Raw genomic sequence first — 11843 nt, 5'->3', positions numbered from 1 at the left:
GGCGCGTTCGTCCGTGGCGGCACCGGCGGCTCCGTCCGCTCCCGCATCCGGCAGCGCCCCGGCTCGTCCGACCGGCGCCCCCACCGGTGCTCCGAGCGTGGCGGCGGCTGCGGCCGGCGGAACATGCGGTGCTCCGGCCGGCGCGGCCTGGGTGTTCGTGTCCTCGGCCGCGAAGACCGCCGACGGCGGTGCCGACCTCGTCGTCTCCGACACCAGGGTGACGTGCAGCCCCGACGGGCTCGACCCGGTGGTGGAGGGCGCCGGCGGGACGGGGGTGAGGACGCTGCACCTCGTCGCCGGCGCGGCCGTCCACCTGCTCAGCCCCGACAACCGGCCCGCCACCGCGACCCCCGCGGACCTCACCGGCCTGTTCGCCGCCCATGCCGCGGGCCGCCCGGACACGGGCGCCCTGGGCTGGAAGGGCAACGTCTTCACCGTCCGCGTCGACGGATCGGGCCGGATCGACTTCCTCGGGCAGGGCCCCTGGTCGACGCTGAACACCGCACCGCCGAAGTGACCCGGCGGCGGCGGGTGGGTGGTGCCGGTCAGTCGTCGTGCACGGGCAGCAGTCCGCGTTCGGCGAAGACCCGCTTCGCGGCGAGGGTGGCGTTGATCGCCTTCGGGAACCCGCAGTAGGCGGCCGCGTGGAGCAGCGCCTCGACGATCTCCCGGGCCGTCAGGCCGACGTTGAGGGCGGCGTGGACGTGCACCTCGATCTGGGGTTCGCAGCCGCCGAGTGCGGTGAGCATGCCGAGGGTGAGGAGTTGGCGGTCGCGGGGCGGCAGGGCGGGCCGGGAGTAGATCTCGCCGAACCCCCAGGCGGCGATCTGGTGCGCCATCTCCGGGGAGACGTCCGAGAGTGCGGCCACCACCCGCTCGCCCGCCTCGCCGTCGATCCGGGAGAGCACCTCTATGCCCCGTTCGAACCGGGCCCGGCGGGTGCGTGCGTTCGCACTGTCGGTCGTGCTGTCGGTGGTGCTGTCGGTCGTACCGTCGGCTGTCATGGGGCTCCGTGTCGTCAGGTGGTCGTTCACGCGGTCGCGGGCGCCGTGCTGCGCGGCCGGGCCCGGCCCCGCGACCACGCGGCCGCGCCGACGAGCAGCGCCGTTCCCAGCGCGTACGCCGGCAGCCAGCGGGTGGTCGTCGCCGCGAGGCAGTCGTCGACGGCCTCCTGCCCCTGCTTCTGCTGCACGCGGGCGAGCGCGGCGGCATCGCGACCGGCGAGGTCGCCGAGGGCGGCCTGCGCCTGCAGGCTCTGGTACCGGCCGGACTGCACGCAGGCCTGCCGGGTCCCGGGCATCGGGAAGAGCCAGTCCCAGCGCTGCAGTGCGGGCGCGAGCGCCAGTGCCACGCAGAGGCCGACGACCAGCGAGTAGGCGGCCAGGCTCCACCGGTAGGCGCTCCGGCGGCCGGGCGTGGGCTCCGGCACCCGGCCGAAGGAGAGGACCACCGCGAGCAGCGTCACCCCGAGGTAGCTGGAGAACCACTGCCAGGAGCCCTCCGCGAGCGAGAACGCCAGCACCACGCCGAGGGCCGTCCCCAGCACACCGGCGTCGGCGGCCGGCCGCTCCCCGCCGGCGGTCCGGTCGACGTCCCCGCCCACCCTGCCGCCGGGGCTGCGCACACTCACACGCCCTCTCCCGCCTGCCGCCGTACCTCCAGCCTGCTACGGCCGCCCGCCCGGGCACCGGCACCACACCACGAGCGCCCCGCCTCCCACCCGCACGGCCCAGCCCTCCGGACCGTGCCCGCGGACCGGCCACGGGGGACGGCCGCCGCACCTTCGCGGCGGCCGTCCCGGCCGAACGGTGCGGGCGGTCAGCCCTCGAAGCCCCGCTCGTTCGTCACCTCGAGGTTCCGGAAGACCGGCGGCCCGTCGCAGAGCGCCGCGGCCTGCGCCGCGAACTCCCCGGTCTCCGGGCGCCGGGAGTTCTCCATGGCCTGCTCGTAGGAGGGGAACTCCACGATGTTCAGGTAGGTGTTCTCGGCGTCGCGGTCCTTGGCCTGCACGGCTCTGGTGGCCACCCGGTTGCCCTCGTTCTTCTCCACCCAGGCGTCCAGCAGGGCGTTGAACTCGTCGATCCGACTGGTCTTGTACTCGATGATCTGAATGAACGTCACGTACGGCCTCCTCGACTCGGCGGACGGTGGCCGTCCGCCCGTCCAGCGTCCCCCCGCCACCGGCGTGCCGCAAAGGCAGACGGGTGTGCGGCCGGAGTGCGCCAGCGCCCGCCGACGGCGGGGCGTCCGGCGGACGCGCCGCACGGGTCGGCCGTCTCAGGCGAGGGCCAGCAGGCTGACGGCGAGCGCGGCGACGCCGAGACCGGCGAGTTGGCCGCGGTGGATGCGTTCGCCGAGCACGGCACGGGCGAGCAGGACGGTGCCGGCCGGGTACAGGGCGGTGATCACGGCGACGACGGTGAGGTCCCCGCTGCGCACGGCGAGCAGGAACAGCAGGTTGGCCACGGAGTCCAGGACGCCGGCGCCCGCGGACATCGCGTAGGCGGGCCGTTCGGTGCCGAGCCTGCGGCGGAGCAGGCCGGCCGCGGCGAGGACGACCGCGGAGGAGACCGCCCGTCCCACGATCAGCGGGGCGATGCCGCTGTCGTTCGGCGCCTGGTGCAGGAAGACCAGTTGGAGGGCGATGGCGGCGCCGGCGCCGAGGGCCAGCAGCAGGGCGGCCCGGGAGGGGCGGGCCGCGCCTGTCCCGGGGCCGGCGCTGACCAGGACGACCGCGAGCAGGGCGAGCGGCAGGCCGAGGACTCCGGCGGTGGTCAGGTGCTCGCCCTGCAGCAGGCCGACCGCGACCGGCAGGGCGGCGGAGACCAGGGCGGTCACCGGGGACAGCACGTTCATGGGGCCGATCGCCAGGGTGCGGTAGAGCAGGGCGAACGCGGCGGCCGAGGCGACGCCGGAGGCGGCGCCCCACCCGACGGCGCCGGGGCCGAACGTGGCGCCGAGCACCGGCCAGAGCAGCAGTTCGACGGCGAGCGAGGCGGGGGCCGCGATCAGCACGGTGCGCAGCACGTGGGCCTTGCGGGAGCCGAGGCCGCCCAGGAAGTCGGCGCAGCCGTAGGCGAGGGAGCTGCCGAGGGCGAGGAGCAGAGCGATCACGGTTCATTCCTACGATGTCAGTGGAACGACTGGAACGTACATCGGATCGACCGACATGGTCCAATGGAGTGACCTCGCAGTGCACTCTGCTGGCCCGAACGAGGGGATGGTGACCAGGTGGCGGACGCGACCGAGGCTCTGCGGACGGTGGCGCACAACGTCCGGGCGGCCCGCACGCGGGCGGGCCTGTCGCTGGACGAGCTGGGCCGGCGCGCCCGGGTGAGCAAGGGCGCCCTGGTCGCCCTCGAGAAGGCCCAGGGCAATCCCAACCTGGCCACCCTCGTCCGGCTCGCCGACACCCTCGGCATCTCGGTGTCCGACCTGATGCAGGGACCGCCCGAGGGCCGGGTGCGGATCGTCTCCGCCGACGCCGCGGCGCCGCTGTGGACGGGCGAGCACGGGGGCGAGGCCAGGCTCGTCCTGACGACCTCGGGCCCGGCCCCGGTCGAGGTGTGGCGGTGGCGCCTGGAGCCGGGCGAGGAGTACACCAGCCACCCGCACCGGGCGGGCGCCGTGGAGACCGTCAGCGTCACCGCCGGACGGATGACGCTGGTCGTCGACGGCGCCGAGCACACCGTCGAGGCCGGGCAGACCGCCACCTTCGACGGCGACACCGCCCACGCCTACCGCGGGGCGGGCACCGGCCCCTGCACCCTGGTCATGACCGTCCACCTGCCGCCCGGCCCAGGCTCCCCGGCCTGATCCGGCCCGATCCGGCCTGATCCGGACGGACCTCACGGCCGCCCACACCCGCAGGCCACCACCCCTTTGGACCTTCGATAGAAAGGCACTTATCGGTGAACGCCAATTAAACGAAAGCAACTGCGCCCGGGTGGGTGTAGAATCTGAGATGCGAGGGCGGCCTCCAGGACCGGCATCACGGTGATGCCCACAGCCGCCCACCAAGGGGGAGACCACCATGGGCTACCAGCTCGATGCGGCACGCGCGACGATGGACGAGCGGCTCCGGCAGGCCGAGCAGCACCGACTCGCCCGCGCGGCCCAGCGCAAGAACCGCACCGCCGCCCGCGCCGAGGCCCGCAAGGCCTGACGCCGACACCCCGTCCCCCGACGACGGCAGGTGCTCCCGGGTCCGCCCGGGAACGAATGACGAGGTCCCGCCCGGTCCCGACGACCGGACGGGGCCTCCGTGTTTGCCACGGCAGACGCTCCGCGTACCGTGTGCGGCCGGCGGGCTCCGTCCACCGGGCCTCAGGCGCGGCCCGGGCGCCCCGTCTCGGCCGCACGGGCGCGGTACTCGGCCGCGTCGGCGGTGAAGCCGTCCTGTTCGGCGAGACGCGCGGCGCAGGAGAAGTGCTCGGCGGCCTCGCCGGGCCGACCCAGCCTCAGCAGGGCCTGCCCGCAGAGGTCGGTGAGCATCGCCCGGCGGGCCGGGACCTGCTCCGCCGGGGCCAGGTCCAGTCCGTGGCGGGCGAGCGCGAGCGCCTCCGCGGGGCGCCCGTCGTTCAGGTGGTGACGGGCCAGGTGGTACGTGGTGAGCATGTGCGTCTGCGGACTGCCGGCGTCGCGGGCCAGCAGCTGCGCCCGCTCGTATCCGCGGCCGGCCCGGGCGGGGTGGCCGAGCCGGTCGTGCAGCTGGGCCAGGTTGGCGGTGGCGATGGCCTCGCCCTCGGTGTCGCCGGCCCGCCGGGCGAGGTCCGGGGCGGACTCGAGGTGGCGGACCGCCTCCTCGTGCCGGCCCTGCTCCGTCAGCACCCAGCCGAGCAGCGTCCTCACCCGTGACTCCGCGTCGGCGTCCCCGAGTTCGGCCGCCGAGTCGAGCGCGCGGCCCAGCGGCCCGTCCCACTGCGCCTCGGGCTGCTGCACCACCAGGGGCCACAGCAGGACGGCGAGCCGCCACGCCCGGTCGTGGTGGTGCGCGTCGGCCGCCGCCCCGACGGCCGCGACCAGCGTGCTCCGCTCGGTCGCGTACCAGGCCATCGCGGCGGCCCGGTCCGCGAAGTCCGGTTCCGCAGCCGGCCGGTGGACGTCCGCGGGGAGCGCGCAGCAGGGCTGGCTGCCGGCGACGGCGGCCGCGGAGGCGGCCAGTGCGCCGCACAGGTAGTGGTCGAGGAGCGGCAGGATGCGCCGGGGGTCGGGCGCGGGCCGCAGCGTGCGCGCGTACAGCCGGACCAGGTCGTGCAGGGCGTACCGGCCGTCCGCCCGTTCCTCCAGCAGGTTGGCGGCGACCAGCCGTTCCAGCGCCGCCCTGGTCTCCCCCGGTGCGGCGGCGGCCAGCGCGGCCGCCGCGCCGAGGTCGATGTCGGGCCCGAGGTGGTGGGCCAGCAGTCCGAGGAGCTCTGCGGCGGCGGCCGGCAGCTGGGCGACACCGGCTCGCAGCACCGAGGCCAGGTCGAGGTCCCCGGCGGCGAGCAGGGCGAGCCGCTGCTGTTCGTCGTGCAGTTCCTCGGCGGCTCGGCGCAGCGGCCGCTCCGGCCGCAGGGCGAGCCGGGCGGCGGTCAGCCGCAGGGCGAGCGGCAGGCCGTCGCAGAGCCGGACCAGGTGCGCGACGGCGTCGGGTTCGGCGGCCACCCGGTGCGTGCCGAGCACACCCGCGAGCAACGCGGCGCCTTCCTCGGGCCCCAGGCGGTCGATCAGCAGCGGTCGGGCGCAGTCGCCGGCGATCAGGCCCTCCAGCCGGTCGCGGCTGGTGACCACGGTCGCGCAGCCCGCGGCGCCGGGCAGCAGCGGCCGTACCTGGTCGTGGTTCAGGGCGTCGTCGAGGACGACCAGCGCGCGGCGGTGGCGGAGCAGGGTGCGGTAGAGGCTCTCGGCGGCGACGGGGTTGCGGGGGACGTCGTCGGGCCGGATGCCGAGGGCGACGAGGAAGTCCCGCAGGACGAAGACCGGGTCGGCGGCGGGCACGGTACCGGCGAAGCCGCCGAGCCGGGCGAAGAGGACTCCGTCGGGAAAGGCGTGGGCGGCGCGCTGTGCCCAGTGGGCGACCAGGGCGCTCTTGCCGACGCCGGCCGGTCCGGTGACCAGGCAGACGGGGGCGTCCGCGGGTGCGGCCAGGACGGCGTCCAGCGCGGCGAGTTCGCGCGGCCGGCCGGTGAATCCCGCCGGGCTGCGGGGCAGCAGGAGCGGGGGCGGCGCGTCGACGGACCTGGCGGGGCCGTCGACGGCTTCGGCGGGGCCGGCGGGGGTTTCGGTGTGCTCGCCGGGGCCCGTGCCGGTGCCCGCTGGCGCGCCGGGTGCGGCGAGGATGCGGGCGTAGGCGCCGGTCATGGCGGGGCCCGGGTCCACGCCGAGTTCGTCGGCCAGCCGCCGGGCCGTGTCGTGGTAGAGCGCGATGGCGGCGGCCTGCCGGTCGGTGGCGAGCAGGGCGTCGAGCAGCGGGGCGACCAGCGATTCGCGCAGCGGGTGCCGGCAGACGGGGCCGCGGAGCAGGCCGACGGCCTCCTCGGCGAGGCCCGCGGCGGTCAGGGCCTGGCCGAGCTCCTCGACGGCGATGAGCCGGGATTCCTCCAACTCGGCCGCCAGGGAGGCGATCAGCGGGGTGGGGCGGAGTCCGGCGAGGGCGGGTCCGCGCCAGAGCCGCAGGGCATCGCGCAGCACGGGCACGGCGGACGCGGGTGCGCCGCGGTGGTGGCGCCGGGCCTCCTGGACGCCGGTGCGGAAGCGGCGGGCGTCGACCCGGTCGGTCGAGGTGCGCAGCAGGTAGCCGTCGCCGGCCGTCACGATCGCGGCGCAGCCGGTCGGGTGGAGCCGTCGGCGCAGCTGCGAGATGTGGCCCTGGACGGCGGTCCTGGCGTGGGTCGGCGGCTGCTCGTGCCAGAGTGCCTCGCTCAGCCGGTCGGTGGTCACCAGTGCGCCGTCGGCGAGCAGCAGCATCGCGAGGACGGTGCGTCGTTTCGGCGGCCCGAGGTCGACGCCCGTTCCGTCGCAGTGCGCCTCCACCGGGCCGAGCAGGCGGAAGTCGAGCAACGCGTTCTCCCCACGGTTCGTCCGCTGAACGGTGGGGAGCTACCCGACTTGACCGTGTTCATACACGTGCCCCCGATCACACCGGGCGATCGGGGGCACGGGCACCACGGGGCTGCTACACGTGGGCGTTGACGACGTACCAGAAGTAGGCGGTCGCCGCGGTGACGGCGACGTTCGCCGCGTTCAGCGCGAGGTAGCGGCCGGTGACGCGGTTCCGCAGCGCGACGGTGCCGCCCGGGCCCGCGACCGCGGTCCAGTCCCAGGTGCCGCCCTGGCCCCAGTTCGCCTCGACGGCCCCGTTGTCGTCCTGGAGGCTGCCGCCGAAGTCGACGTTCTGGAGCTCGACGCTCCCGTCACCGGCGACCCGGGCGGTCCACAGCGCGTGGTGGTACTGGTTGCCGTACCAGAGCCTGCTCGCCCGGGCGACGATGCTGTTCCAGCTGACCTCGCCCAGCCACTGGTCGGGTGCGTGCTGCGGCGCGAGGACGTAGTGCTGGCCGTCGCTGATCGCCGACAGCGCGGCCGGGCCCGGGGCCGGCGCGCCGACCGCGTTGCTCGTGGTGGCCGCGGTGGCGGCCCCGGCGGTGCCCAGCGGCAGGAGGGTCGCCGCGGCGAGTGCGGCCGCGACCAGCGCCCGGGTGCCGGGCGGGGTGCGCAGGATGCGGGTCATCGGCTCAGCCCTTCCGCACGGTGAAGGCCACGTAGGCGTTGTCGCCACCGCCGCCGTCACGGCTGCAGGTGTAGCCCTCCGGAACGTCGCAGCCGTACTTGTTGCTGCCGGAGTACGGGTTGTCCCACCAGATCGAGACGTTCCCCACCCCGTACATGTTGTAGACGGCCCGGCCCTCCGTGCCGGTCATGAAGCCGTTCGACTCCGACTGCCAGGCGCCGTTGGACATCGGGTACACCGCGTCCGGGGGCAGCATGTTCTCCGTCCACGTGCCGTGCTGCAGGGCGGAGGACGTGCGCTCCAGCACCGACGTCGTGCGGTTCTGCAGCGCCACGTGGGTGCTCCTGGCGGCCGCCTGCACGGCCGGGGCCCGCCGCTCGGCGGCGGCGCCCGCGAGGGCCGGGCTGCCGCCGAGGGTGAACGCCACCGAGGCGTTGTTCCCGCCTCCGCCGCTCCACGAGCAGGTGTAGCCACGCGGAACGGAGCAGCTGTACGAGTTGCCGCCCGCGTACGGGTTGTTCCAGTGGATCACCGCCTCGCCGCCCGCCAGCTGGTAGCGCGCCTCGCCCTCGGTCCCCGTCATGAAGCCCGAGGAGTGCGAACCCCAGTACGCCGTCGCGGCGTGCCCGACGGACTCCGGCGGGGTCGAGTCGTCCCAGACCCCGTGCGAGAGCCCGCTGTAGTTCCGGTAGATCACGTCCGCGGTGCCGTTGTACAGCGAGACGCTGGTGCTGCGCGCCGACCGCAGCGCGGCCGGCCCCTCGGCGGCCCCCTGCCCGCCCGCGGCCACCGCCGCCGGCGCACCCGCCAGCACGACCGCGCTCACCGCCGCCACGACGGCCGCTCCCCCGACCCCTCGCATCGCCCCTGCGCCGCGCCTGCCGGCACTCCCCTTGCGGAACATCACGCCTCCTCGTCGACCGCCGCTCCGTACGGCGTGGTCCCACGGTCGACGGCACCACTAACGCTCCACTACCGAACGGCTGTCGGACCGCCCACGGGGCCCGCCCCGAGGACGCTACGAGCGACGGCAGGCCTTGGCCTCGAACTCCGCGACGGGGACGGTGACCGCGGAGGCCTGACCGTCGGCCGAGAGGTCGACGTAGCGGACGTTCCCCGGCGTGAGCAGGTCCCGGTCGGCGAGGGTGAAGGAGACACCGGCCGAGGACCAGGAGTTGTCCTTGGTCCAGCCGTAGAGCGTGTAGTGGGCCCCGGCGGTGAGCGGAACCGAAGGGCCCGTCGCCACCCAGCCGGCCGCGGGCGAGTCGAGGGTCCAGGTGGTGAGGCCCGGCTTGAGGGCCTGGTCCGCGGTCCACGATGCGACCGTCTCGTCGGGGTCGGCGCTTCGCACGTAGAGGGTCGCCCCGTCGATCCGGTGTCCGCAGACCATCATGACGCCGAGCAGATGGCCGTCACCGCTCACGGAGATGCCCGCGACGGCATCGACGGGAACGGTGCAGCCCGAGGTCGCGGCCAGGGCCGCCCCCGCACCGACCGCGCAGACGAAACGCCGGACCATCGGCTGTGGACCGCCCGACCGCATGATGAGCTCCCTCCTCGGCGAACGCCGAGACCCCTGACTTCGGACCAACGGGGTGGGCGGCGCGAATGCGGTCACCCGTGGATCATCGCTTCGCGCAGTCCGACGACCGGTCGGCGACCGCGGGCCACAGCGTAGACCTTCGGCTGCATCTCGTCGTGGCGCGGGCGCGTCCGGCCTGCTGACGGCCATCGCACGGGCGGCGCACGGAATCCCCGTCCCGGCGGACTGCCTCCCTCCCGGAGGGTGCTGATGGTGACACCGCTCCCCGTAGGGTGAGCGGCATGGCAGGGACGGATCGGGAGGAAGGCCGCACGAAGCGGGCCGCGCTGCGCCGCGCGTTGGACGAGTTGGACGCGCGGCTGGCTGCAAGCGCCGAGCGCGGGCCCGGGGCCCACCGTCGGTTCGAGCCCCTGGTGGAGAAGCTGCGGACACCGGCAGCCGCGTTCCTGCGGCCGGAGCTGGAGCGGCGACTCGCCCGTCACGTCGCCGCGGACGATTCCTTCGCGCGGGACCGGACGGCCCACGCCCTCGCGGGCGCCTGTGGCCAGGAGGCCCTGCCCGCCTTGCTGCGCGCGATGGTGACGGATCGCAACGAGGACGGGGACATGCTGCATGCCGACGTCCTCGATCTCTTCGAGGCATGGCCCGAGACCGCGTTCGAGCTGTCCGTGGACTGCACCGCTTCCGACGATCCGGGCCTGCGGAGAGTCGGCCTCCGGGGCGTGTGCTTCTTCGACCTGCTCGGGACGGAGTACTTCGACCTGGTCGCCGACGCGGCCTGCGACCCGGCTGCCGAGGTACGCGCCGACGTGATGACCACCCTCGGCTCCGGCTTCGGCCTGGGCGATCCCTCACGTGCCCTGGCCATCCGGATCGCCGGCACCTCCGACGCTGCACCCGAGGTCCGCCGAGCAGCCGTGCGGTCCCTCCATCAGCCACCGGAAGGGCCGGCCGCCGACGCCGTGGTCGCCTGCACGAGCGACGCCGACGGCCTCGTCCGGTACTGGGCCGCACTGGCACTGCAAGGGATGCAGGCACCCGAGGTCCGGGCCGCACTCGAACGGCTCACGACGGACGGGGAGGCGATCGTGCGCGATGCTGCGCGCCAGGCCCTCGCACCGCCGACCACGTGGCTCTGAACGGCTCCAGGTCCTTCGGTGCGTCTTCGCGATCGTGTCGGTCCCACGGCCCGCTCCGGCCGGCCAACGGCGCACCGCCGAAGAGTTCGTCCTCGGCGGCGACGACCTGGCCCCCGGGGTACGCGGATCACCCGGAAGGCGGCGTTCTCGTGGGCGGCCCGGACGGCAGGGGTTTGCGCGACGGCCCCGGAGAATCAGGTGCCGGAGTTGTCGACGAACCCCACGATGTCGAGGTATTCGATTGTGGGCGGGGCGCCGTAGATCCCCGTCACCATCTCGACGAGTTCCTCCGTGAAGAAGGCGCGGGCCTTGTCCTCGTCGTCCCACACGTAGAAGTTCCTCGCGTGGACGCCGTCCTCGTCGAGCATGAAGCTCTTGAAGCGAAGGCCGGCCATGCCTTCGAACGGTCCTCGCAGTTCGCCGGCAATCTTTGCGACGGTTGAACGGTCGAACTTTTCGGTCCGCGTGAAAGTCACGAGCACGCCGATCATCGGGCTTCCTATCGATTGGGTGAGCAGCGGTCGATCGAGTGATGCTAGGGGCGGACTCTAATACACCGGTCCGGGAATTCTCGGCCGTTGGGCAGCGAGTCGGGCTTTTCGCACTCGCCTGCCGGACACGTTGACGGGCGACCGATCCGTCGGGGCTGCGCCGGCAGTTCGAAGGGCGCGTTCCGGCGGCCGACTCGATCACGGAACGACCGGAACGACGTTACGAGTGACCGGAGTTGTCCGAGCAGGGGGCATTTCGGTCGATGCGGGCGGGGGTGGACACGGCGACCCTAGGATGCGGTCTCGTGGCCGGGAGAAACCACGGTGCGCCGACGGGCGGGAAGGCTCGGGGAGCCCCGCGCCGGCCGCACACCACCCCCGGAAAGGTGATCGGTGGCCCCGCATTCGCAGAATCCTCCGTCGCGCGGCGGCCGGCCGCCGCGCAAGCAGGCCCCGGCTGGCGGGAATCGGCCCGCCAGGCCGGGCGGCTCCGCCAAGTCGGCGAAAGCCGCCAAGTCCGCCAGGTCCGCCAGGAGTGCCAGGAGTGCCCCGCCGCCGCAACGGCGGTCGGCGTGGAGCTCCCGACAGGAGGAGGAGATGGAGTTCCTGGGCCGGCTCATCCGGGCGAGCGCGTGGCCGGAGCAGCAGTACAAGCGGCTGTTCAAGCGGCTCCCGGTGCCGGGGCGCGTCGTCGTGCTCCTCGCGACGGCGGGCGCCCTGTACTGGCTGTTCGAGTCCGGCGTGTGGATCCCGCTGCTCGTCCTGGGCGTTGCCGCCTTCGTCGTGACGGTGATCGTCCACGAGACGCGGATGGAGCGGAAGTACCCGACGCCCCGCAGTCTCCTCACGCCCCGCGACGACCGCCCGAAGCCGCGGCGCAAGCCCTCCGGCGACGACGCCTGGTGGGACGAGATGATGGCCCGGCGCCAGCGCGAGGAGGAGCCGAGGATCTTCTGACG

14 protein-coding genes are annotated in these 11843 nt (G+C 74.5%); 5 read left to right on the top strand and 9 right to left on the bottom strand.

Features of this window, described 5'->3' with window-relative positions; all coding sequences use genetic code 11:
• Positions 1 to 151: 151 nt before the first annotated feature.
• Positions 152 to 517: a hypothetical protein gene (locus AB0O09_RS32515; RefSeq protein ID WP_363548101.1), complete on the top strand. Its 366-nt coding sequence runs from the start codon at positions 152 to 154 to the stop codon at positions 515 to 517.
• A gap of 28 nt (positions 518 to 545) precedes the next feature.
• Here AB0O09_RS32515 and AB0O09_RS32510 read toward each other — a convergent pair whose 3' ends face one another.
• From AB0O09_RS32510 to AB0O09_RS32495, 4 genes are all read right to left on the bottom strand, one after another.
• A complete protein-coding gene (locus tag AB0O09_RS32510; RefSeq protein WP_363548098.1) occupies positions 546 to 1004 on the bottom strand; it encodes a carboxymuconolactone decarboxylase family protein in 459 nt (152 codons plus the stop codon).
• Positions 1005 to 1030: 26 nt separating this feature from the next.
• Positions 1031 to 1630, bottom strand: a complete 600-nt coding sequence (locus AB0O09_RS32505; protein ID WP_363548095.1) for a hypothetical protein — start codon at positions 1628 to 1630, stop codon at positions 1031 to 1033.
• Positions 1631 to 1818: 188 nt separating this feature from the next.
• Positions 1819 to 2121, bottom strand: a complete 303-nt coding sequence (locus AB0O09_RS32500; RefSeq protein ID WP_363548092.1) for a hypothetical protein — start codon at positions 2119 to 2121, stop codon at positions 1819 to 1821.
• A 156-nt stretch (positions 2122 to 2277) separates the two neighbouring features.
• The gene (locus AB0O09_RS32495) at positions 2278 to 3114 is read right to left on the bottom strand and encodes an EamA family transporter (RefSeq protein WP_363548089.1); all 837 of its coding nucleotides are present in this window, start codon (positions 3112 to 3114) and stop codon (positions 2278 to 2280) included.
• A 117-nt stretch (positions 3115 to 3231) separates the two neighbouring features.
• Here AB0O09_RS32495 and AB0O09_RS32490 point away from each other — a divergent pair, with 117 nt between their 5' ends.
• Both AB0O09_RS32490 and AB0O09_RS32485 read left to right on the top strand, forming a co-directional pair.
• Positions 3232 to 3816 (top strand): XRE family transcriptional regulator, encoded by a 585-nt coding sequence (locus AB0O09_RS32490; protein WP_363548086.1) that lies wholly within the window; start codon positions 3232 to 3234, stop codon positions 3814 to 3816.
• A 217-nt stretch (positions 3817 to 4033) separates the two neighbouring features.
• Entirely contained in the window at positions 4034 to 4165 is a 132-nt protein-coding gene (locus AB0O09_RS32485; RefSeq protein ID WP_359985878.1) for a hypothetical protein, read from the top strand.
• A gap of 161 nt (positions 4166 to 4326) precedes the next feature.
• Here the strand turns inward: AB0O09_RS32485 and AB0O09_RS32480 are convergent, their stop codons facing one another.
• From AB0O09_RS32480 to AB0O09_RS32465, 4 genes are all read right to left on the bottom strand, one after another.
• Positions 4327 to 7041 (bottom strand): BTAD domain-containing putative transcriptional regulator, encoded by a 2715-nt coding sequence (locus AB0O09_RS32480; RefSeq protein ID WP_363548083.1) that lies wholly within the window; start codon positions 7039 to 7041, stop codon positions 4327 to 4329.
• A 115-nt stretch (positions 7042 to 7156) separates the two neighbouring features.
• Positions 7157 to 7711 carry a hypothetical protein gene (locus tag AB0O09_RS32475; protein WP_363548080.1) on the bottom strand — a complete coding sequence of 185 codons (555 nt, stop codon included), beginning with the start codon at positions 7709 to 7711 and terminating at the stop codon, positions 7157 to 7159.
• 4 nt (positions 7712 to 7715) lie between these two features.
• Entirely contained in the window at positions 7716 to 8546 is an 831-nt protein-coding gene (locus AB0O09_RS32470) for a Crystal protein ET79 (protein WP_363548077.1), read from the bottom strand.
• Between the two features lie 183 nt (positions 8547 to 8729).
• The gene (locus AB0O09_RS32465) at positions 8730 to 9254 is read right to left on the bottom strand and encodes a hypothetical protein (RefSeq protein ID WP_363548075.1); all 525 of its coding nucleotides are present in this window, start codon (positions 9252 to 9254) and stop codon (positions 8730 to 8732) included.
• Positions 9255 to 9535: 281 nt separating this feature from the next.
• Here AB0O09_RS32465 and AB0O09_RS32460 point away from each other — a divergent pair, with 281 nt between their 5' ends.
• On the top strand, positions 9536 to 10393 hold the full coding sequence (locus tag AB0O09_RS32460; RefSeq protein ID WP_363548072.1) for a HEAT repeat domain-containing protein: 858 nt from the start codon (positions 9536 to 9538) through the stop codon (positions 10391 to 10393).
• Positions 10394 to 10587: 194 nt separating this feature from the next.
• Here the strand turns inward: AB0O09_RS32460 and AB0O09_RS32455 are convergent, their stop codons facing one another.
• Positions 10588 to 10884, bottom strand: a complete 297-nt coding sequence (locus AB0O09_RS32455) for a hypothetical protein (RefSeq protein ID WP_363548069.1) — start codon at positions 10882 to 10884, stop codon at positions 10588 to 10590.
• 597 nt (positions 10885 to 11481) lie between these two features.
• On the opposite strand from AB0O09_RS32455, the gene AB0O09_RS32450 reads away from it, so the two are divergent.
• Positions 11482 to 11841 (top strand): hypothetical protein, encoded by a 360-nt coding sequence (locus tag AB0O09_RS32450; RefSeq protein ID WP_363548066.1) that lies wholly within the window; start codon positions 11482 to 11484, stop codon positions 11839 to 11841.
• The last annotated feature ends 2 nt before the right edge of the window (positions 11842 to 11843 follow it).

The sequence above is a fragment of the Kitasatospora sp. NPDC093679 genome (assembly GCF_040683455.1).
Taxonomy (GTDB): Bacteria; Actinomycetota; Actinomycetes; order Streptomycetales; family Streptomycetaceae; genus Kitasatospora; species Kitasatospora arboriphila.
The sequence above is the reverse complement of the archived record's forward strand: the minus strand, read 5'-3'. Positions and strand labels throughout refer to the sequence as shown.